The following is a 22,286-nucleotide window of genomic DNA, read 5'->3' as shown; positions in this document are numbered from 1 at the left end:
CACGCCACAGACCATCTTATGGGTGGCTGTGGCAGAATGCCACAGACGCAGAGGCCAGGGCATTGTCCCTGTGGCATTCTGCCACAGCCACCCAATACGGGCGAGCCCGTCTGCCGCTCAGATTGCAGACTACGCTACGAAGGCGTGGCGGCCGACTTCCAGTTCGCCGCCTCCTCGCCGTCGATCCGCAACGTCAGGCATTTGGCGCTGCCGCCCGACTTGATGAACTCCGACAGGTCGAGTGCGCGGGTCTGGTAACCGAGCCTTTCGAGATCGGCGGTTAGCTTGGGCGCGCCCTGATTCAAGACCACGGTCGAGCCGACCACGACGGCGTTGCAACTGAAAAAGACGGCTTCCTCGGCGCGGACTTCGATCAGCGTCGGGATGCGGTCAAGGATCACCGAGCGGCCGTATTCGTCGAACGCGCCGGGGTAATAGACGGCGACGCCCGGCGCGAGCGGGCAGAAGCAGGTGTCGAGATGATAGAACCGAGGGTCGATCAGCTCCATGGGCAGCACTTCGACCCCGAGCCGTTCGCCGATCCATTGATGGCTCTGGACGTCGCTGCGGAATCGGTAGCCCGCGAACAGGGCGTCGCCGCAGAAGAGAGCGTCGCCGGCCCCCTCGAAGTTCTCGCCGGCCGGCAGTTCGACGATCCGGAAGCCCCGGCTTCGGGCCCATTCTTCGAACCGCGGCGTCTCCCCCTGACGGACCTTGTAGCGGAACCGCGAAGGGATGAAGAGGTCGTGATAGACGAGCCCGGCGTTGGCGGTGAACACCAGGTCAGGCAGGCCCTTGACCGGTTCCATCAGGTCGATCTCCACGCCCAGATCGACGAGGGTTTGATGGAGCGCCTTCCACTGCGCCGAGGATCGCTCGGGATCGGTCCCTTTCTGGACGCTCATCCACGGGTTGATCTCGTACTCGATCCCGAAGTAATCGGCGGGGCACATCAGAATCCGAGGCTTTTGCGAATCCGTCATGACGGCGACGACTCCCCCTGGACGGGCGACGACAGCTCGGCGGCCAGCGAGCGGAGGAAGGGCTCGACGTCGGTGACCATGCCGATGGTCTGGAACGTGCCGCGGTCGGCGAGCTTGGTCACGGTCGCGGGGTTGATGTCGACGCAGACCACCTTCACCCAGGCCGGCAGCAGGTTGCCGGTGGCGATCGAGTGCAGGGCCGTGGCGATCAAGAGCGCGAAGCCGACGCCCCGGACCGACTCGCGCATCCGGTCCTGGGCGACGATCGAATCGGTGATCACCTCGGGGAGCGGGCCGTCGTCGCGGATCGAGCCGGCCAGCACGAGGTCGACGTCCTGATTGAGGCACTCGTACATGATCCCCGAAGTCACCAGGCCCGACGCGACGGCCCGGGCGATTCCGCCGGCCCTCCGGATCGTGTTGATGGCCCGCAGGTGGTGTTCGTGACCGTGCTCGACCGCCGCGCCGTGGGTCAGAGAGACGCCCAGGCTGGTGCCGTAGAGGGCCTGTTCCAGGTCGTGGGTCGCCAGCGCGTTGCCCGCGAACAGGGTCTGAATCCAGCCCTCGCGGATGAGCTGGGCGACGTGCTCCGACGACCCGGTGTGGACGATCGCCGGACCTCCCACGAGCAAGACCTTCTTGCCCTCGGCCCGGGTCGCGCGGATGGATTCGGCCACGCTTCGCAGGCTGATCGCCTTGGGCTTCTCACTCGACACGCTCGAACCCATGAAGCCGAACGGCGACGATTCGCGGGCGCGCTCGACGGGCAGGACGCGGATTCCGGCGTGGCCGACGACGATCGGCAGGCCGATCGTCACGTGGATCATCGGCACGCACCAGGCCCGGCCGGCTTCGACATCGAGGGCGACGCCGCAATCCATCTCCTGGTTCTCGACGTCGATCCAGCGGCCGTGGAGCCGAACCTGCGTCTGCTGGTTGGTCGTGCTGTAGAAGTTCTCGGGAAAGGCCGTGGCGACGTCGGCCGGCACGGCCCGCACGTCCTCGGGGTGGACCGGCGACGCGCCGTGCTCGACGAGGTCGCCGATGATGGCGTCGAGCGCCTCGGGCGTGTCGGCGTGAACACCGATCCGCGCGTAGCTCGGGTCGGATCTTTTGACGCCGATCTTGCACTCGTGGATCTCGAACGCCCCCCCCATCTGGAGGATGCGATCGAGGATCTTCGGCAAGAGGAGCGAGTCGACGATGTGGCCGCGAACCTCGATTTCGTCGACCACGCCCTTGGGTTTGGCGTCGGTCTTGGTCGACCGGGACGCCGTCGCTTGCTGTTCCGGGCTCGCCATCATCGGGGCTCCTTCGTCGCCGGTTCGATCACGCCGAAAGCGATTCCAAGGCGCGTTGCAGGTCGGCTCTCAGGTCGCGAACGTCTTCGATGCCCACGCTCAGCCGGACCAGGCCGTCGTCGACCCCGCGCGCGGCGCGGATCTCGGCCGGGATGCTCGCGTGGGTCATCGTCGCGGGATGCGAGATCAGCGACTCCACGCCGCCCAGGCTCTCGGCCAGGCTGAATATCCGCGTGCCGGTCAAGAACCGCCTGGCCGCCCCTGCGCGCCCCTTCAAGTGAAGGCTGATCATCCCGCCGAAGCCCTTCATCTGGCGGCTCGCCAGCGCGTGTCCCGGATGCCCGGCCAGACCCGGGTAATAGACCTTCTCGACCTCGGGCCGGGTCGTCAGCCACGAGGCCAATTCCTGGGCGTTGGCGTTGTGCCGTTCCATGCGGACGGCGAGGGTTTTGACTCCTCGCAGCGTCAGCCAGCAGTCGAACGGGCCGGGGACGCCGCCGGCCGCGTTCTGATAGAATTTGATCGGTTCGAGGAGCGTACGCGACCCCATGACGGCCCCGCCCACGACGTCGGAATGGCCGCCGATGTACTTGGTCGTGCTGTGGACGACTAGGTCGGCGCCGAGCTTCAGCGGCTGCTGAAGGTACGGCGAGGCGAAGGTGTTGTCGACCGCCAGGATCGCGCCGTGGCGATGTGCGACGGCCGCGATCGCCTCGACGTCGAGAATCTGGAGCAGGGGGTTGGTCGGCGACTCGATCCAGACGAGCTTCGTTTTTGAGTTCATGAGGGCCGCGAAGCCTTCGGGGGAACCGTCCTCAGTGTAGCGCGGGACGACGCCCATGGGGCGGAAGACGCGTTCGAGCAGGCGGTAGGTGCCGCCATAGAGGTCGGCCGCGGCAACGACCTCGTCGCCCGGACGGTAGCACGAGAGCACGGCGGTCGTCGCGGCCAGTCCCGAGGCGAAGGCCAACGCCTGTTCGGCCTCCTCAAGCGACGCCAGGCAGGTTTCGAGGGCGGTGCGGGTGGGGTTGCCGCTCCGCGAATACTCGTAGCCCTTGTGCTCGCCGGGCGCGTGCTGGGTGAAGGTCGAGGTCGCGTAGATCGGCGTCACGGTCGCGCCGGTGGCGGGGTCGGCCCCCTGGCCCGTGTGGATGGCCCGCGTCGCGAATTCCCACGAGTAGTTGGTTCGGGTGCTCATGGCGGCTCTCGTCTCGACTCGGGTCGGAAGGTCAGGGATGGCGCTTGCGATTCCAGTACTGCACCAGGTCGAGCCGGGTGACGATATCGACGACCGCGCCGTCGTCGGCCGTCGCCAGGACGCCGGTGTTGCCCGCGAGGAGCAAGCGGTACGCCTCGTCGAGGTGCGTCTTGACGTCGAGCTGGGGCAGGGGCCTGGCCATCACCGTTCCCACCATGACCTTGTCGGGGTCGGAACGGTCGTGGAGGATGCGGGCCAAGGTGACCTCCTGGATGCTGCCGACGGCCCGGCCGTCGTCGACGACCGGAAGCTGCGAGATCCCGGTCTCTTGCATGACCTCGACGGCCGACCAGACCGTGGCGTCGGGAGTCACCGTGGCCAGCCGGCGCGGGCCTCGGGAACGGAGCAGGTCGCCGATCGTGTCGGTCGGGACGGCTTCCCAGTCGAGGTGGTTCTCGGCCATCCAGGCGTCGTCGAAGAACTTGCTCAGGTAGTTGCGGCCGGTGTCGGGGCAGAGGGCGACGATCAGGTCGCCGGCGCCCAGGCGGCGGGCGTACCGCAGCGCGGCGGCCACGGCGGTGCCGCTCGAACCGCCCACCAGCAGCCCTTCCTTGCGGGCCAGCTCACGGGCGACGTGGAACGACTCGGCGTCTCCCACCCGGACCCACTCGTCGACGACCTGGCTGTTGAGCGTCCGGGGGACGAAGTCCTCGCCGATCCCCTCGATCTTCCACGGCCGCGGCGTGTCGCCCGAGAGGACCGAGCCCTCGGGATCAGCGCCGATCACCTTGATCCGGGGGTCCTTCTCCTTGAGGAACCGCCCCACGCCCGAGATCGTCCCCCCCGTCCCCGCCCCCGCGACGAAGGCCGTGATCTTCCCCTCGGTCTGCTCCCAGATCTCCGGCGCGGTGGTCCGGTAGTGGACCTCCGGATTCGCGAGGTTGGCGAACTGGTTGGGACGCCAGGCGTCGGGGATCTCGCGCGCCAGGCGGTCGGCGACGCCGTTGTAGCTGTCGGGCGAATCCGGCGGCACCGCGGTCGGCGTGATGACGATCTCGGCGCCGTAGGCCGTGAGCAGGCGGATCTTCTCGGCGCTCATCTTGTCGGGCAGGACGAAGATGCAGCGGTAGCCCTTGACCGCGCCGGCCATCGCCAGGCCGACCCCCGTGTTGCCGGCGGTCGCCTCGATGATCGTCCCGCCCGGCCGCAGCCAGCCTTGCCGCTCGGCCTCGTCGATCATCGCGATCGCGACCCGGTCCTTGATGCTCCCCCCCGGGTTGAGCGACTCCAGCTTCACGCAGACGGTGGGCAAGATCCCCTCGCCGAGCCGCCGGAGCGGGATCAGAGGGGTTCGCCCGACGTAATCCAGGATACTCCCCTGCATGGTCGCTCCTCCGCTTCGCTGCGTCGGATGAGGCTCGATACGTCCGCAAGAAAGGATAGGTCGCGGTTTCGCCGAACACCCTGATTATAGCAGGCGGTCTCTTGGCGAGGCAGTCCGAGGCTCTGGCGCGGCCTCGCCCGAGGCCGCGATGAATCGCGGAAGCCTCGGGCGGAAGAGGGGTTGCGTCGGGGGTGTCGATCCGTCCGTTGCGACGTCAGGGCGCGACGTGGAGGGTCGCGGTCAGGTCGAGCGGGGGCTCGCCGGGGATGTCGGTCGAGACCCGGAAGATGCGGCGGAGGTCGCCTCGGGTCGTCCCTTCCTCGGGCTTGTAGGCGACGGTCAGCATGTGCAGAGTCTTTCGAGCGGCGTCGGGAGGCGCGATGGAGAAGCCGTCGCCGGCGCCGTCGACCTGGGTGATCGCGAACGGCTTCGAGGCCCGGATGACGAACCGGCCCTGCTTGCCCTCGGTCGAGTTCACCTCGCCCATCGTGAGGAGCGACGGCGAGGCCGTCAGGTCGCCCCGGACCCAGCCGGTGACCATGATCGGGATGCTCGGGGTCTCGCGGTCGTTGCTCAGCAGGCGGATCTCCTCGCGGAGCGGCCCAGCCGGTGCGTCGGACTTGACGCCGACTTCCAGCTTGTACGAGACCGATCCGTTCGGGTCGCGCTTGGTCTCGACGAGCTGGGCCGTCAGCGCCCGGCTGCCGGAGACCATTCTCTCGAATCGCCAGTCGCGGCCGTTGATCCGGTCGATGGTCAACGTCTGGCTGGCCCCCTGGCCCTTGAGGACCGCGCCGAAATCGATTGAGCCGGGGTTGAGGACGATGTCGGCCAGGATGTTCGAGACGACGTTGAGTCGGACCTCGGCCTCCCGGCCGCTCGCGGTGACGAGCGTGACGAACAGGATCGTCGCCTTGTGGCCCAGAAAGTTGCGGGTGTCCATCTGAGCTTCGACGACCGCCGACTCGCCGGGGCCGACGTTCGACGTGCTGGCCTTGCCGCTCGTGCAGCCGCACGAGGGGCGGAGGTTGAGGATTGTCACCGGTTCCGCGAGCCGGTTGTTCAGCACGAACTCGTGCTTGACCTTGGCCCCGCGCGGCACCGGACCGAAATTGTGCGATCGTTCCGCGAACAGCGAATCCGCCCAGTTCGCGGCCTGGGCCTTCGGCGTCGAAAGCCCCGCCAGAACGCAGCCCGCAAGGGCCGCCCAAATCATGCGCCGAGCCATTATCGCCTCCTGCGATCAATACCTGGCATCGAGAAAACTTCCCATCAGGAAGGTTTTCACACTCTTCTTCTATCGGAAAGAGCGTCGGCGGCGCTCAATCTTGCAAGGCGACGCCGGTGATTGGCGGTCGTCGGGACGGCGCAAGTCGGGGCGATGCAACGGTGGTCGGCGACAATCCACGCGCCGGGTCAATGGCTGGCGAATCGGACGAACTTGTGGCACTGCACGCAGTTCATCGTCAACTTGACGTAGGCGAGCGTCGCCCCGTCGATGTTCTTATCCTTGGCTTGCTTCGATAGGTCGTCGGCGATCCGCTGGAAGTCGGTCGTGAACGCGACGTAGTCGGTTGCATTGGGGATGGTGGGGACTTCCCACTCGGCGGCCTGGCTCAGAATCTTGAGCGCTTTGGCGTTCTTTCCGATGGTCTCGTAGTTCTCCATTGCGAGTCCTTCGAGGAGGTTCTTGGAGAATTCGAGCTTCTGACGCATGAACTCGCTGCGCGTCCGCTTTTGATCCTGCGCCGCCGGTGCGGAGGTCCTTGCGGCGAGGACGGCCAGCGCGATCATCGCGAAGACGATCGGGACGAGTGCGATCCGGCGCCTGGTACGTGCTGTCATGGCTTCCTCGATTCCCAAACGAAACAGGGCGGCGACATGATGAAACACGGGCGAAGCGCGCGTTTCGGGTAGAGCGTCGATCGACCGACTTGGACGACGTCGATCGACGGAATACCATGATACCCAGCCCGAAACGGGTCGGGAAGAATCCGAGCGCGGGGCGATCTACTACGATGCGAAGGGGCGACATGGCGACGATGCACTTCCGAGGCGCTCTTGGGCTCGGCTTGGTTCTGGTTTGCGGCGGGCTCTTACGCGCGGACGACGCGACGATCGATCTCGCGCGCGCGGTGGTCGTCGAGCCCGCGACGGCGACGGCCGCCGAGAAGCGCGCGGTGCGACTGCTCGTCGACGACGTGGCCCGGCGGTCGGGCGTGACCTGGCCCGTGGTCCAGACCTGGCCGGACGACGCGCCGGCGGTCGTCGCGGTGGGCGCGTACGCGGCGGTCGCCGATCTCGCGGGCCCTCGCGGCGGCGCGTTCGCCAACCTGCCGCGCTCGATCGGCCCGGAAGGCTATCGCATTCACACCGAGCCCGGCCAGGGCAAGCCCGCCGTGCTGGTCGCCGGCGTCGACTCGCGAGGCGTCCTCTTCGGGGCCGGGCGGTTGCTTCGCGAGCTGAGGACGTCGAAAGGACGGATCGCGCTCCCGGCGAGTTTTCAGATCGCGACCAGCCCGAAGTATCCGCTCCGAGGCCATCAGCTCGGCTATCGCCCCAAGACGAACTCATACGACGCCTGGGACCTGCCGCGCTGGGAACGCTACATTCGCGACCTCGCCATCTTCGGCGCCAACGCCGTCGAACTGCTCCCGCCGCGCACCGACGACGACGCGTACAGCCCGCACTTTCCGCTCCCCCCCATGGAGATGATGGTCGGGATGTCGAAGCTGCTCGACGACTACGGCCTGGACGTCTGGGTCTGGTATCCGGCGATGGACCCCGATTATTCCAAGCCCGAGGCGGTGGAGGCGGAACTCAAGCAATGGGATGAAGTTTTGAGCAAGCTCCCGCGCGTCGACGCGGTCTTCGTTCCCGGCGGCGATCCCGGGCACACGCCGCCGAAGGTCTTAATGCCGTTCCTCGAACGGGTGGCCGGAGTTCTTCATCGGTCGCATCCCAAGGCCGCGCTCTGGGTTTCTCCGCAGGGTTTCAACCAGGAGTGGACCGACGAGTTCGTCGCGATCCTCAAGCAAGAGCCCGCCTGGCTGGCCGGCGTGGTCCACGGGCCGCAGGTCCGGCTGAGCATGAGCGACCTCCGCAAGGCGGTTCCCGCCCGCTATCCGATCCGAGCCTATCCCGACATCACCCACAACCAGCAGTGCCAGTTCCCCGCGCCCGACTGGGACCTGGCGTTTTCGAACTGCGAGGGCCGCGAGTCGATCAACCCGCGTCCCACCCAGCAGGCGGCGATCTTCAAGTATTACCAGCCGGGGACGATCGGCTCTCTCACCTACTCCGAAGGCTGCAACGACGACGTCAACAAGTGCGTCTGGAGCGCCCTGGGCTGGGACCCCGACGCCGACGTGGCCGAAATCCTCCGGCAGTACGCGCGAGCGTACATCGACGACGCGCAGGCCGACCGCTTCGCCGAGGGATTGCTGGGGCTCGAACGCAACTGGCGCGGACCGATCGCGACGAACCCCTCGATCGACAAGACGCTCAATCTGTTCCGCGATCTTGAAAACGAGGCCGGCCTCGCGACGCGGGCCAACTGGCGGTTCCAGCAGGCCGTCTACCGCGCCTATTACGACGCCTACGTCCGCGATCGCCGGGCCGTCGAGCAGGATCAAGAGAAGCAGGCGTACGACGTCTTGCGGAAGTATTCAAGCCTCGGCGCCGGCGCCGCCGTCGAGCAGGCCGACGCGATCCTGGCGAAGGCCGCGGCCGAACCGTTCGCCGGGCCGCTCAAGGCCCGCCTGCGCGCGCTCGCCGAGGACCTGTTCCTGAGCATCGGCATGCAGCTCAGCGTGCCGCTCTACGACGCGATCGGCGTCGATCGCGGGGCGAACCTCGACACGATCGACGTCCCGCTCAACGACCGGCTCTGGCTGCGGGCCCGGCTGGCCGAGCTGAAGCGAAACCCGAACGAGGCCGAGCAGGCCGATGGCGTCCGGGCGATCGTCGAGCGGACCGACCCCGGCCCGGGCGGGTTCTACGACGACCTCGGCGATCTCGCCCGGCAGCCGCATCTGGTGCGCCCGGTCGACTACGCCGACGACCCGGATTTCCGACGCTCGCCGGTGGTCGGCTTCGGTACGCGCGCCGGCTGGCCTGTAGCCTGGAGTCAGAACGCCCAAATCGTCTACGACGCCCCGGTTCAGGTCCATTACGACGGCCTCGACCCCAAGGCGGCTTACCGGGTCAAGGTCGTGTACGCGGGGGACAGCTTCCGCAACAAGCTCCGCCTGGACGCCGACGGCGAGGTGGTTCACGACTGGCTGCAGAAGCCCGTCAATCCCGCCCCGCTGGAGTTCGCCGTCCCGGCCAAGGCGACGGCCGACGGCTCGCTGACGCTGTCGTGGCGGCAAGAGCCCGGAAAGGGGGCCAACGGTCGGGGGAATCAGATCGCCGAGGTCTGGCTGCTGCGCAACGGCTCTCGCTGACGACTCAGCGGAGGCTCTCGTGGTAGTTCCGCTCGGCGTCCTCAAGCTCCAGCCGCTTTTCCGTCAGCAACGTGAACCGGCGGCCGAGGTCCTTCTTTTGCTCGGCGATGAACGCCGCTTCCTGCTTCGCCATCTCCTCCGCGGCTTTGCTGTTTTCCAGCGCCGCCTTCTTTTCCTCTTGTTTCGCGGCTTTCGCCGCCTCGGCCGCCTTTCCCTGGTCCGGCTCCGGCACCTGCCCCGGAGCCAGGCCGGGCGGCTCCGCTTGCGGTTCGTTGATCGCGGCCTGGAGGCCGCCGAAGGCTCCCATGAGCTGTCCGGCCATCTTCATCGATCTGCCCATCTTCAGCTCTTCCAGGACGCCGTCGCGGGCGAGTTCGTAATCGAACCGGAGCATCTCGGATTCGGTTCGGAGCTTGATGACCTCGGCGCGGAGCTTGTCCCGTTCCGCCTGCGCCGGAGCTGCTCGCTGGGGTTGGGGCGGTTGGGCCCACAGGAGCGTCGCCCCCGTCCCGAGGAGGGCCGCTCCAGAAAACCACGCCGCGAGGTGTCGCATTCTCATCCGAGGCTCCTTCCGAGGTTCAGGATCGCCGGGAACGTCCGGCCCGACCGCCCGAGAGTCGCGGCGGCCGGGGGAATGGGGGCATGCTGGTTCGCATGATAACCCGAACGTCCCCGTTTGTCCCGCGGAAGATCGAGCCCGGCGCCGAGGTCTCCGGAGAGTCTGCCACCGCGGTGTTCGACCCGGGCGCGCGGGCTCGAAGGCGACGGACGTCCCGGGAAGCCTCTCAGCCGTCGTCGCCGATGGCTTCGACGGGGCATTCCAGCATCGCCAGGTGGCAGGCGGCTTCCTCGTCGGGCGACTTTGGTTGCTTGACGACGAAGGTATGGCCGTCGTCGTTGTTGCGGACGAAGTGCGCGGGCGCGGTCTCGCGGCAGAGGTCGCAGTCGATGCACGTCAGATCGACGTAGTATCGGCCCGAGACGTTCTCCGGCGCTTTCTGAATGGGGTCGGCCATGGCTTTGAAAACAACCTTGATGGGAACGGGCTGGCGGATCGACCGCGAAAGCTAAAGCTCGTAGTTCTGGACTTCCTTGGAGGCCGTCAGCAGGAGGCCGGCGGATTCCCGTTCGGTGCGTGCTTCCCAGTAATAGAGGAACAGCACGATCGAGTAGAAGATGGCGAAGACATCGACCAGGCTGTCGAAGGCCGCGCGGGTCAAGGGGTCGTCGAACAGTCCCGCCTGGCCGGCGAGATCGCGGGTCAGCTCGAAGAAGGCGGCGATGAGGAAGAATGAGACGAGGCCGGCCAGAAAGATCTTGAGTTCCTTCCCCGCCGTCAGGGCGGAACTGCGGGCGCGTGAGTCGGCGACGGTTGCGCCTTCGAGCACCACCGCTTCGTCGATCAGGCTGTAGCGGATGGCGAGGATGATCCCCGGGATGATGAAGAGGATCACGCCGCAGAGGATGAAAAACCCCGAGACGATCCGAGCGGCGAACAGCGAGGCCCAGTTGTGGAGGCCCGCCTGGGCCGCCTCGCGGAACGTCGTCGGCAGGCCCGACATGCGGTTCGCCAGCAGGGTGACGATTCCGGCCATGTAGATCGGGCCGAAGAAGAGATCGACCAGGATCTTGAGGCGAAGGATCTCGACCGGGTCGACGCGGTTGGGGTTCTGGTCGGCGATCAGCTCGATTCCGATGTTCGACGGCAATTTGATGAGGAGCATCAGGCCGGCGATCAGCGCGAATTGCTCGAAGAGCAGGAACAGAGCCGTCGCGAGCTTGCCGCTCAGGGTCGCGGGGGCCGAGAGCGGGACGAGCGGACGCCGCCGCCGGGTGTCCGGGGCGGCGTCGGGGCTCGCAAACTCGCCATGGGCTCCGACCCGGGCGTCGCAATAGGGGCACAGCCCCTCGGAGGTCGTAAGCTGGTCCTCCGTGAGCAGGGCTCGGCAGGAAGGACACTCCCGGTAGAGCGGCATGAAAAACGACCTCGGATGGGTCAGACCGTCTTGGCTTTGATCCACGGCATGAGAGCGCGGAGCCGCTTGCCGACGGTCTCGACCGGGTGCTTGCGTTCGAGCTTCTTGGTGGCGTTGAACACGGGGTTGTTGGCCTTGTTTTCGAGAATCCACTCGCGGGCGAACTGGCCCGACTGGATCTCGCGGAGGATCTTCCGCATCTCCTCGCGGGTCTGCTCGTTGATGATCCGCGGGCCCCGGCTGTAATCGCCGTATTCGGCCGTGTTCGAGATGCTGTACCGCATGTAGTCGAGGCCGCCCTGATAGATCAGGTCGACGATCAGCTTCAGCTCGTGGACGCACTCGAAGTACGCGCTCTCCGGCTGGTAGCCGGCTTCGACCAGCGTCTCATAGCCCATCTTGACCAGGGCGCTGAGGCCGCCGCAGAGCACGACTTGCTCGCCGAACAGGTCGGTCTCGGTCTCTTCGGCGAAGGTGGTCTGCAAGACGCCGGCGCGGGCGCCGCCGATGCCCTTGGCGTAGGCGAGGGCCAGGGCCTTGCCGGCGGGGGAGCAGTCGTCGGCGGTGGCGATCAAGCAGGGGACGCCGCCGCCACGAACGTACTCGCTGCGGACGAGGTGCCCGGGGCCCTTGGGGGCCACGAGGGCGCTGTCGACGCCCTTCGGCGGCACGACCTGTCCGAAGTGGATGTTGAAACCGTGGGAGCAGAGCAGCAGGTTGCCGGGGCGAAGGTGCGGCTTGACGTCGTTGGCGTAGATGTCGCCCTGGACTTCGTCGGGGAGCAGAAGGTTGACCAGGTCGCCCGCTTCGGCCGCCTCGGCCGCCGAGACCGGCTTGAACCCGTCGTTGACGGCGATGTCGTAGTTGGCGGAGCCCGGCCGCTGGCCGACCACCACGTTGCATCCCGAATCGCGGAGGTTCTGGGCGTGGGCGTGACCCTGGCTGCCGTAGCCGATGATCGCCACCGTCTTGCCCTTGAGCAGCGAAAGGTCGGCGTCCTGATCGTAGTACATCTGGGCGGGCATCGCGTTCTCCTCGGTGGCTCGTCTTGTCGTAAGAGTAGGAATAGAAGACCCGGGGCCTGATCGGCTCAGTCCCGGGCGGGTTGGTTCGGCGGGCGTCGCTTGAAGGCCGGGCGGGAAAGCGACGCAAGGCGACGGGCTCGCGTCGCGGGGCGACGACGGCGTGGGCCGAAACAGCTCAAAGCTCGGAATGCCCATGAACCATCGGCTCTGCGTCCTCGACGGGCGACGACGCGTCCGGGGCGTTTTCCTCGATGCTCCGGCAGCCGCGGACCAGCGCGATCCGGCCCGTCCGGGCCATCTCGAGAATCCCGTAGCCGCGGACGGCTTCGATGAAGGCCTCGACCTTCTTCTCCTGCCCCGAGATCTCGATCATGACTTCTTCAAGACTGACGTCGACGATCCGTCCCCGGAAGATCTGCACCAGAGACTGGATTTCCATCCGGTTGGCCGGCGTCGCCTTGATCTTGATCAGCATCAAGTCGCGTTCGACGTAGTCTTCCTTCGAGATGTCATGGACCTTCACCACGGTGACGATCTTCTCGAGCTGCTTGCGCACCTGCTCGAGATACCGGTCGTCGCCCATCACCACCACGGTGATCCGCGAGAGCAAGGGGTTCTCGGTCTCGCCGACGGCCAGGCTGTCGATGTTGTAGCCCCGCGAGGCGAACATCCCCGATACGTGGGCGAGTACCCCGGGCCGGTTCTGAACCAGGGCGGAAAGGACGTGGCGCATCCCCCTGGTCTGCGAGGCTTCCCTGGTCGAAGGATTCGAGGTATCGATGCCCGTGCTGCTAGCCATCGCCGCTTCCCCAGTTCGGCGGCCAGGGCGCGGACCGAAATTCGGCCGGTCCCCTGGCTGCCTCTTCAAGAACAGAACATTCAAGACTTTACGTCTGACCACGGGATCGTTGCAAGACCCGTTCGGCCGCACGCGCCGGTCTGGCGTGCCGCCATTCTACCATAGTCGGGCCGAGACTCCCATGCGCCGGAAGCACAGACGCCCCGGCGGCCGTCGAGGTTCGGACTCGACGGCCCCGGGGGCGGGTCCGCTGGAAGGTCGTCGGCGAGGCGTCAGGGGTGGACCTGAGGCAGTCCGCCGGCGCCGTCGGGGAACGTCGGCATTTCGCCGCCGCCGGGGAATCCTGGGAATCCGGCGGCGCCTCCGGGCGGGGCGGGCACCTGCTTGGGGCGGACGAGGGCGGCGCGGTCGAGGTTGATCGATCGGAAGCTGGCGCCGGGCGTGACGTAGTACCACGACGCGAACCGGTCGGTCAGCTCCTTGGCCCGCTTCTTGCCGTCGGCGATCTTCTTCTCGTACTCGGCCTTCTCCATCTCGGCCTTCTTCTTGGCGACTTCCTCTGCGGCGATCGTCTTGGGATCTTTGGGATCGGGGGCGAGCACGTCGGCGGGGAGCTGGCCGACGGGGACTGACGGCTTGGCCTCCTCGACCCTGGGCTCGGGGATGAGCGTGGGGTCGAACGAAACGGTGACCATCACGTAACGGTTTTCGGCCGTCGCGCCGTCCTTCTTCTTGGGCTCGTCCTTCTTCTTCTCGGCGTCGTCGCGCTCGCCGACTTCGAGTTCGTCGCCGGCGCCGAACGTGACTTCGCCGAACCGAAGGGTGTAGACGACCCCCTCGTCGGTGTAGACCCGGACGTCTCCCTGGTTCGAGAGAAGCTGGCCGTCCTTGGTCATGTAGAAGCCCTTGCCTTGGAGCGAGGCGACGGTGGGCGCCGTGAGGGTGATCCCCTTCTGGTCGCTTTTCTTGAGGTCGCGCGTCAGGCCGGCGGGCTTGAGCCGCACGCCGACGATCTTGAGATCGGCCAGGGCGTCGGTGACGGCTTTCATCTTGTCGGGGTTGACCTCCTGGCCGGCTGCGAGGCCGGGCATCGTCCAGGGGGCGGCGGAATCCTTGCGGTCGACGTCGAGGACTTCGCCCTTTTGATAGCCCTGTTCGAGGTTGACCTTGTAGTTGTCGAACTCGATTTTACGCAGCTTGGCGGCGTCGACCTTGAGGAGGTTCGTCTCGATCCAGTCGGCGAACCGGGTCGAGGGCTCGGCCTTGACCGCGACGCCGTAGATCCGCTTTTGCCCCGGCACGCGGACGTAGCGCTGGCCGGACCGGTCCTTGACCTCGTCGCCGATCACGAACTCGGCGAGGACCTTCTCGGAGGCGTCGCGGAGCGTGATCCGCTTGCCGCGCCCCTTGAGGGCGCTGACCTTGGCGTCAAGCGGGTCGATGACCCCCATGGCTTCCTGGTCGTCGCCGTTGTCCGACCGGATCGAGTCCTTGGTCAGGTCCATGACGGCGGCGGCCGTCTTGGAGAGCCGATCGCGGGCGTCGGCCGGGTAGTCGTAGTGCGACGGGATGACCCACGTGTTGTCCTTGAACATGACCCGGAACCGCGAGGCGGTGGCCGTCGACGGGTCGAAGTCGACGACTTCCAGGTCGGTGCAGAGCAGGGGGTCCTTGAACTCGGGGAAGAAGGGCTGCCCCTGGTCGTTGAACGCTTCGTTCCGCGTGACGCGGTCTCGGGTCGTGATCACGGCGGCCCCGGTGAGCGCCAGGGCCACCGCGACGAAGACCCCCGTTTTCCAAAGCTCGGTCATCATCGTTCCTCTTGCGATTCCTGCGTGTTCTCTGGATGCGGATGACGTTGCGACGGGCTCAGGCCGCCAGCCGCTTGGGGCTGGCGCCCAGGTTCTCGCGACGGAGCCGGGTGATGAAGACGATGATCCCCAGGATCAGCGGGGGAAGCGGCGGGATCGCCGCGGCCAGGTAGCGGACCCGGTTCTCGATGGCCCGGGTCTTCTGCTCCGAGTCGGCCTTGCCCTCGCGGATCTGGTTGAGCTTCTCGTCCTCGATCTTCTGCTTTTCGACGTCGAGCCGGCGCTGGGCGACCTCCTGGAGGTTGGCCAGCATGATCTCCTTGGTCCGCTCGTCGAGGTCGGTTCGGGTCTTGACCTGGTCGACTTGCTTGTCGAACGCCTTCTGGGCGTCGTCGAGCTTGTTCTTGGCGGCGTCCTCGGCCGACTTGGTCTGGTTCTGCAACGCTTCGAGGAAGTCCTTGGTCTGCTCCTCGATCGCCACGAGCGTCCGGTGCTTGGGCCGCTTCTTGCGGAGCGTGACGAACGACTCGTCGCCGGCCAGGACGTCGACGCAGTTGAGCACGAAGGTCACGTTGTCGAAGTCGAGGTTCTCGATCTTCCGCCGCCGCAGCTCGAAGAACTGCTCGGAGATGATGTCGAGGTCGGCGATGGCGATCACGTTGATGGTCGCGGGCTTCTCCTCGGGCTTCTTCTCGTCCTTCTTGGCGGGATCGCTGGCGGGCTTGGGCTCGCCGGCCGCCGCTCCCTTGACCCGGGCGGCCAGCGTGTAGCCGACGTCGCTGGGCAGGTGGCGACGCCGGGGGTTGATCCCGGAGATCCCCATGAAGCCCTGCTGCGCCGTCTCGGACCAGGAGATCAAGCCGCCGGCGTCGCTGGTTCGCAACAGCGGCGTGAACTCGGGACCGGCTCCCCCCCCCTTGCTTCGCAGCATGCCGGGGAACAGGGTGACGATCTCCTGAAGGCCCGACGTCGCGCTCTGGTCCGGGTTGAACGCGTCTTTCTCACCACTCCCTCGGCCGATGAACACGACCTCGGGGGGGAGGTCGGCGAGCTGGGGATGGGGGTTGTACGAGTTCCAGACGATCTCGGTGGTCGGCCAGTCGATGCCCACCAGGTCGAGCAGCGGCCTGAGGTTCCCCTTCTGCTCGGGCGGAGGACTGCCGCCGAACGGCCCACCGGCAGGCGCCCGGGGGACTTCGGGGGAAATCTGCGGGTTGTCGACCGGGAACGGGTCGAGGAACAGGAGCGCGGGGCCCCCGTTCTTGACGTAGGCGGTCAGGTTGTCGATCTGCTTCTGGGTCAGCGACGACGGCTGGGCGACGAGCAGGGCGTCGAAATCGTCGGCGATCGGGGTGTCGGGCGAGACCGAAGTCACCTCGTACTGCTTCTTCAGCTCGGTGACGATCGACCATTCGGGCGTCTGGCCGAAGCTCTGCTGATTGAAGCCCCCCATCATCTTGGCGTCGGTCGAGAGGATGCCGACCTTCTTCCGCTTGCTCCGCGAGACCACCTGGATCGATCGCGTCAGCTCGTATTCCACGGGCAGGCCGCGGTCGAAGAACGGGATCACCACCTCTTCAAGACCCGAGGTGAAGGCGACGCCGAGGAAGATCTCGGTGGACGACTGCTTGGCCTGGTCGGTCGTGACGACCCGCCTGGGCTCGATCCCGAACCGCTTCTCGGCCTCACGGGCGGCGGTCGAGTACGTTTCGGTCGGCGTCAGGTTGAGCTGGATCTTCCCCCGGCTGCGGGCCGCGTAGCTCTGCAACAGGTCCAGCAGGTCGGTCTTGGTTTCGACGTACTCGCGGGGAACCTCCGGGCTGTAGAACGCCTGGATCATGACCGGCCGGTCGTCCTTGATCTGATCGATCAATTCGATCGATTCGGCCGACAGCGTGTGCAGCTTTTCGGAGCTGGCGTCGGCGCGGGCGCCCAGGTGCTCGATCATCATATTGAGGCTGAACAGGGCCAGGATCACCGCCGCGAACCGAACCGCCGCGTGGAACCAGAGGCCCTTGCTGGCCTCGCCTCCCGCCCAGTGCCGGCGGCCCAGCAGCACCATGTTCAGGTAGAGCATGGCCGCGGCCAGCGCGACGAAGTAGAAGAGGCCCGACAGCGTGACCACCCCGACGCCGAAATCGTGGAACTGGGCCGGCACCGACCACCCTTCAAGCCGGCGACGGAGCGGACCGCCGGTCGGCGACCCGATCCCTCCCAGAAAGATCGGTATGGCGCAGAACAGGGCGCCCAGGATGAACGCGACCGTGACGTTCGACGACAAGAGCGACGCCACCATCCCCACGGCGATCAACAGCGCGCCCATCAGCCAGTAGCCGAGGTACGTCGACGCCATCACGCCGAGGTCGGGAGAGCCGAGATACGAGAGCACCAGCAGGTGGCTCGACGAGAACAGCAAGGCCACCGTGAAAATGCCGAGGGCCGCGAAGTACTTGCCGAGCACCACGTCGAGGTCGTGGGCGGGGAGGGTCAGCAGCAGTTCGTCGGTCCCTTGCCTCCGCTCGTCGGCCCACGAGTTCATCGTGATCGCCGGGATGAAGAACAGAAGCAAGTACGGCATGTACCGGTTGAGCTGGTCGAGGTTCGCCAGGTTGTTGGTGAAGAACTCGTCCTGCCAGAACGCGACCGCCGAGCTGATGAAGACGAACAACGTGATGAACACGTATCCGGCCGGGTTGCTGAAATAGCTCTGAAGATTGCGCTTGAAGACGGCCCAGATCACGTGGGCCCGGAACGGTCGGATTCCGCCTTGCCGCGATCGAGCTCCGGAAGGAGCCGGCTTTTTGCTGCTGGGTTCGGATTCGAGCGTAGTCACCGCGGGGATTCCTCTAAATTGGGCAGTGGTCGAGGGTCTGGTCTGCTGACGATGAGGCGAAGCCGCGCGGCTCGTCGCTTCTTTAATTTAAGGAAGCAATCCGACGCTCACGACGCCCGGGCCGGGCCGACGGCCGCGCTCTCGGAGGGTTACACCGGTTGCGACGTCAACGAATAGAAGGCTTCTTCCAGGGTGCCGCTCTTGCGGGCGAGGTCGGCCGGGGCGCCGTCGAAGACGATCTTGCCGTCGTGGATGAACAGCACGCGGCCGGCGATCGGCTCGACCTCCTGGAGGATGTGCGTCGAGACCAGCACGGTCTTCGTCTTACCGAGGTCGCGGATCAGCGCGCGAACGCCCCGGATCTGGTTCGGGTCGAGGCCGCTGGTCGGCTCGTCCATGATCAGCACGTCGGGATCGTGGAGAATCGCCTGGGCCATCGACACCCGCTGGCGGTAGCCCTTGGAGAGCTTGCCGATCGCCTTGTGGGCGACGGTGCTCAACGAGCACTGATCGACGACGGCGGCGATGCGGTCGGCCAGCCGCGATCCCGACAGGCCGCGGGCCGCGCCGAAGAACCGAAGCAGGCCGATCGGCGTCATATCGGTGTAGAGCGGACCGTTTTCCGGCAGGTAGCCGAGCCGCTCGGCGGCCTCGATCCGGTTTTCCTGGACGTTGATCCCGGCGATCCGGGCCGAGCCGTGCGTGGGCGCCACGAACCCCGTGAGCAGCCGCATCGTCGTGGTCTTGCCCGCCCCGTTGGGGCCGAGGAACGCGACTACCTGCCCCTTGGGGATCGAGAAGGACACGTCGCGGACCGCCAGAAACGAACCAAATTGCTTGCAAAGCCCGTCGGCTTCGATCATGACCGGCGTGGACATGCCGATACGTTCCTCCCAGACTTTGAAATCGGATCGACCCTGTAAAAGAGGGCCGAGTTGGCCTGACCGGAGACCGGACGGTCAAGTGGGAACCGCCCGTCAGCCGGATACGACTCGGTCGTTGAATGCGATGCGCGGAGCCTTCGCCGTCCTTACCATCCCTTTACGAAGCTCCGACGAAGAGGTTCATTATGCGCAGCCGAAAGACCCGACGCAACCGTTCGGACGGCCGGCGTCGACCCTGCATCGGAAACCTCCCCAAGGCCGACGCTTACGAAGAATTCGGCGCAATGCGTGGATTGACGGGTGAGTCGAGGCTTGAATAAACTTGTGGCGGTCACATCGGTGAACTAGTCTGGTAATAGATCGTAGAAGGGTGTAGTCGTTCGAGGAACATCCTCCGCGTCCTGGTCCGGTCGACGCCTGTCGCTTTCGAAATTTCCACGCGCCGCATCTTGAGAAATCGAAACGACCGGTCCCGCGTCGGCACGACCCGAGATCGCCCGGGGTTGGCCTCTTGGGGGTGGTTTCCCATGAATTCGCGACAGGGACGGCGGGTCGGCCGGGGACTTCGTGTTTCGGCGGTCGCGTTCGCGACGGCGAGCGGCGCGGCCCTCGCCTGGGCGATTTTCGCGATTCCGATCCTAGCGACGGCCGGCGATCGGCCGGCGTCGAAGTCGTCGACGGCCTCCCAGGCTTCGGTCTCCGCCGCCGGGAACTTCCTCGACCCGCTGCTGGAAGCGGCCTGGAAAGAGGCCGGAGTCAAGCCGGGCAAGCCGGCGAGCGACGAGGAATTCCTCCGTCGCGCCTATCTCGACGTCCTGGGCCGCATCCCCAGCGTCCAGGAAGCTCGCGCGTTCCTGTCCACGCGTGAAGCCGACAAGCGAGGCAAGCTGGTCGAATATCTGCTCAACCACGTCGACTTCCCCAAGAACTTCGCGACCCAGTGGACCACCCTCCTGGTCGGCCGCAGCCCCCAGGGGCGGATGGTCGATCGAGCGGCCCTGACCGCCTGGCTGCGCAAGCAGTTCGCGGCCGACCGCCCTTGGAACGAGGTCGTCTACGACCTGGTTACGGCCAGCGGCTCGAACCGCGAGAACGGGGCGGTCAACTTCACGCTGGCGCATCTCGAATCCGAGGCGGTGCCGCTCACCGCGCGGACCACCCGGCTGTTCCTCGGCCAGCAGATCCAATGCGTGCAGTGCCACGACCACCCGAACAACGACTGGAAGCAGAGCGATTTCTGGGGGATCAACGCGTTCTTCCGAGGGGTCAAGACCGAGGACAAGAACGCGCCCAACGCCGCCGGCCTGGAAGCCTACGACCACACCGAGCTGCATGACGAGCCGTCCAACGCCACGGCCCGGTTCGAGAAGCGCAACGGCATGATGGGCGTCGCCTTCCCCACGTTCCTCAACGGCGTGAAGGCCGGCCACGGCGACGGCGTGATCCGTCGCGTCGAGCTCGGCAAGATGATCACCGACCCCAAGAGCGACCTGCTTCCCCGGGCCATGGCCAACCGGATGTGGGCTCAGTTCCTGGGGCGGGGGTTCGTCAACCCGATCGACGACATCGGCCCCCACAACGTCCCTGTGAACCCGGAGATCCTCGACAAGCTGGCCGACGCGTTCCGCGACTCCAAATACGACGTCAAGCAGATGATCCGCTGGATCATGACGTCGCGGGCCTACCAGGCGACGAGCCTCCGGGCCGGCAAGGGCGAGGTTTCCAAGGGAGGCGACCGGGACGACAGCGTCTTTAACGTCATGCAGCTTCGGCCGATGTCGCCCGAACAGCTTTTCGACTCGCTGCTCACGGCGACCTCGGCCCACAAGACCGCCGGCGGTCGCGACGACGCCAAACGCGAGGCCTGGATGAAGCAATTCCTCTTCGCCTTCGGCAACGACGAGGGGGACGAGGCGACCAGCTTTCAAGGGACGATCCCCCAGTCGCTGATGATGATGAACGGCGAGCTGATGAAGGACGCCCTTTCCGGCAAGTCCGGCAGCTTCCTCGCCGACGTCCTTGAGCAGGCCCAAAAGCAAGGACGCGCGCCGGCGCCTTACATGATCGATCAGATCTACCTGGCGGCCCTCAGCCGGTTCCCGACGGCCAAGGAGCGACACGCGGCCATGCAGTACCTGGATGCGTTCCCCGACTCGCTTCATGTCTTGCAGGACCTCTTCTGGGCGCTGCTCAACTCCAACGAGTTCATCCTGATCCATTGACGTAGCATTCCAACGCCGCCGCCTCTCCCTCGTCCGCCCGCCGCGCGGGGCGGTCCGGGACCTTCTAGGAGCCGACCTTTCATGTCGTCGATCATGGCTTCGCCCGGCGGACTCAGCCGACGCCACTTCCTGGGCCACATGGCCGCCACGGCCCTGAGCGTTCCGGCGGCGCAGTTCTTCACGGACCTTCGGGCCAACGCCGCGGACGTCCGCAAGAAACACCGGAGCTGCATCGTGCTCTGGATGTCGGGAGGCCCCAGCCATCTCGACATCTGGGACCTCAAGCCCGACAGCGAGAAGAACGGCGGGCCGTTTCGACCGATCGCGACGTCGGCGCCGGGCGTCCAGATCAGCGAGCACATGCCCAAGACGGCCAAGCAGATGCACCATCTGAACATCCTTCGGTCGCTCGACTCGAAGGAGGGCAACCACGAGCGCGGCACGTACCTGATGCACACCGGCTACGTGCCCAACCCGACGGTGGTCCATCCCGGCTGGGGCTCGTCCTGCGCGCTTGAGTTAGGCTCGCAGATGAGCGACTTCGACCTGCCGCACTGCGTGGCGATCAACTCGCCGGGGGCGGGGGCCGGGTTCCTGGGCATGTCGTACACCCCCTTCATGGTGCAGAACCCGAACGCGCCGATCGCCAACCTCAAACCCCCCGGCGACGTCGACGAGCTGCGCCTGGAGCGCAGGCTCCAGATGCTCAGCCAGGTCGAGAACCAGTTCATCGGCCAGCGTCGCAATCAGATGGCCGTCGACCACAAGGCCGTCTACGGCAAGACGATCCGGATGATGAATTCGAAGTTGAAGAACATCTTCAGCCTCGATTCCGAGCCCGCGCCGATTCGCGAGGCCTACGGCAAGGGGTCGTTCGGTTCGGGCTGCCTGATGGCCCGGCGGCTGGTCGAGCAGGGGGTCAGCTACGTCGAGGTCTCGCTCGGCGGCTGGGACACCCACACCAATAATTTCGACGCCCTTTCCAAACGTCTGCTCCCCGAGCTGGATCTCGGGATGTCGGCGCTCGTGGCCGACCTCGCGGCGCGCGGGCTGCTCGACACGACGATGATCGTCTGGATGGGCGAGTTCGGCCGCACTCCTCGGATCAATCAGAACGCCGGCCGAGACCATTGGCCGCGGAGCTGGTCGGTCGTCGTCGGCGGCGGCGGCATGAAGTCGGGGCAAGTCGTCGGCTCGACCGACAAAGACGGCGTCGACGTCTCCGATCGACCCATCGGCGTGATGGACCTGATTGCGACGATGACCAAGACCATGGGCATCGGCATCGACACCCAGTACACTACCCCCCGCGGCCGCCCGATGAAGATCGTCGACGGCGGCAAGCCGCTTCCCGAACTGATCGGCTGAACGCCTCGGGTTTACAAGCTCGAAGCGCCAGCGAGTGGATCTCCCGGACCACGT

The 22,286-nt window shown here is 66.4% G+C and carries 17 protein-coding genes; 3 read left to right on the top strand and 14 right to left on the bottom strand.

From position 1 onward, the window contains the following. Positions 1–134: 134 nt before the first annotated feature. The 6 genes from BSF38_RS28055 to BSF38_RS28030 all read right to left on the bottom strand — a co-directional run bounded on the left by BSF38_RS28055 (position 135) and on the right by BSF38_RS28030 (position 6,711). Entirely contained in the window at positions 135–983 is an 849-nt protein-coding gene (locus BSF38_RS28055) for a dimethylarginine dimethylaminohydrolase family protein (protein ID WP_076350316.1), read from the bottom strand. Then, a complete protein-coding gene (locus BSF38_RS28050; RefSeq protein ID WP_237170656.1) occupies positions 980–2,287 on the bottom strand; it encodes an ornithine cyclodeaminase, nickel-pincer nucleotide-dependent in 1,308 nt (435 codons plus the stop codon). Before BSF38_RS28050 ends, BSF38_RS28055 begins: the two co-directional genes overlap by 4 nt. Positions 2,288–2,312: 25 nt before the next feature. After that, entirely contained in the window at positions 2,313–3,482 is a 1,170-nt protein-coding gene (locus BSF38_RS28045) for a cystathionine gamma-synthase (protein WP_076350315.1), read from the bottom strand. A 31-nt stretch (positions 3,483–3,513) separates the two neighbouring features. Then, positions 3,514–4,866: a cystathionine beta-synthase gene (locus BSF38_RS28040; protein ID WP_076350314.1), complete on the bottom strand. Its 1,353-nt coding sequence runs from the start codon at positions 4,864–4,866 to the stop codon at positions 3,514–3,516. Between the two features lie 214 nt (positions 4,867–5,080). Continuing rightward, on the bottom strand, positions 5,081–6,094 hold the full coding sequence (locus BSF38_RS28035) for a DUF1573 domain-containing protein (protein WP_076350313.1): 1,014 nt from the start codon (positions 6,092–6,094) through the stop codon (positions 5,081–5,083). A 188-nt stretch (positions 6,095–6,282) separates the two neighbouring features. Next, positions 6,283–6,711 (bottom strand): hypothetical protein, encoded by a 429-nt coding sequence (locus BSF38_RS28030; protein WP_076351562.1) that lies wholly within the window; start codon positions 6,709–6,711, stop codon positions 6,283–6,285. A 188-nt stretch (positions 6,712–6,899) separates the two neighbouring features. Here BSF38_RS28030 and BSF38_RS28025 point away from each other — a divergent pair, with 188 nt between their 5' ends. Further along, positions 6,900–9,314 carry a hypothetical protein gene (locus BSF38_RS28025; RefSeq protein WP_210405658.1) on the top strand — a complete coding sequence of 805 codons (2,415 nt, stop codon included), beginning with the start codon at positions 6,900–6,902 and terminating at the stop codon, positions 9,312–9,314. 4 nt (positions 9,315–9,318) lie between these two features. Here the strand turns inward: BSF38_RS28025 and BSF38_RS28020 are convergent, their stop codons facing one another. The 8 genes from BSF38_RS28020 to BSF38_RS27985 form a co-directional block, all read right to left on the bottom strand. Further along, complete coding sequence (locus BSF38_RS28020; protein ID WP_237170655.1) at positions 9,319–9,873, bottom strand: hypothetical protein; 555 nt, start codon at positions 9,871–9,873, stop codon at positions 9,319–9,321. Positions 9,874–10,099: 226 nt separating this feature from the next. Continuing rightward, complete coding sequence (locus BSF38_RS28015; protein WP_076350312.1) at positions 10,100–10,330, bottom strand: ferredoxin; 231 nt, start codon at positions 10,328–10,330, stop codon at positions 10,100–10,102. Positions 10,331–10,381: 51 nt separating this feature from the next. Then, positions 10,382–11,290: a hypothetical protein gene (locus tag BSF38_RS28010; RefSeq protein ID WP_145952364.1), complete on the bottom strand. Its 909-nt coding sequence runs from the start codon at positions 11,288–11,290 to the stop codon at positions 10,382–10,384. 20 nt (positions 11,291–11,310) lie between these two features. Next, positions 11,311–12,315 carry a ketol-acid reductoisomerase gene (ilvC, locus tag BSF38_RS28005; protein ID WP_076350310.1) on the bottom strand — a complete coding sequence of 335 codons (1,005 nt, stop codon included), beginning with the start codon at positions 12,313–12,315 and terminating at the stop codon, positions 11,311–11,313. Positions 12,316–12,490: 175 nt separating this feature from the next. After that, the gene (gene ilvN / locus BSF38_RS28000; RefSeq protein WP_076350309.1) at positions 12,491–13,048 is read right to left on the bottom strand and encodes an acetolactate synthase small subunit; all 558 of its coding nucleotides are present in this window, start codon (positions 13,046–13,048) and stop codon (positions 12,491–12,493) included. 338 nt (positions 13,049–13,386) lie between these two features. Further along, the gene (locus BSF38_RS27995; RefSeq protein WP_237170653.1) at positions 13,387–14,928 is read right to left on the bottom strand and encodes a DUF4340 domain-containing protein; all 1,542 of its coding nucleotides are present in this window, start codon (positions 14,926–14,928) and stop codon (positions 13,387–13,389) included. A gap of 55 nt (positions 14,929–14,983) precedes the next feature. After that, the gene (locus tag BSF38_RS27990) at positions 14,984–17,758 is read right to left on the bottom strand and encodes a Gldg family protein (RefSeq protein ID WP_076350307.1); all 2,775 of its coding nucleotides are present in this window, start codon (positions 17,756–17,758) and stop codon (positions 14,984–14,986) included. Between the two features lie 149 nt (positions 17,759–17,907). Beyond that, on the bottom strand, positions 17,908–18,636 hold the full coding sequence (locus tag BSF38_RS27985) for an ABC transporter ATP-binding protein (RefSeq protein WP_076350306.1): 729 nt from the start codon (positions 18,634–18,636) through the stop codon (positions 17,908–17,910). Between the two features lie 533 nt (positions 18,637–19,169). Between BSF38_RS27985 and BSF38_RS27980 the strand changes: the two genes are divergently transcribed. Next, on the top strand, positions 19,170–20,864 hold the full coding sequence (locus BSF38_RS27980; RefSeq protein ID WP_076350305.1) for a DUF1549 and DUF1553 domain-containing protein: 1,695 nt from the start codon (positions 19,170–19,172) through the stop codon (positions 20,862–20,864). Between the two features lie 81 nt (positions 20,865–20,945). After that, positions 20,946–22,232 carry a DUF1501 domain-containing protein gene (locus BSF38_RS27975; RefSeq protein ID WP_076350304.1) on the top strand — a complete coding sequence of 429 codons (1,287 nt, stop codon included), beginning with the start codon at positions 20,946–20,948 and terminating at the stop codon, positions 22,230–22,232. The last annotated feature ends 54 nt before the right edge of the window (positions 22,233–22,286 follow it).

Source organism: Paludisphaera borealis, assembly GCF_001956985.1.
Lineage (GTDB): Bacteria > Planctomycetota > Planctomycetia > Isosphaerales > Isosphaeraceae > Paludisphaera > Paludisphaera borealis.
The sequence above is the reverse complement of the archived record's forward strand: the minus strand, read 5'-3'. Positions and strand labels throughout refer to the sequence as shown.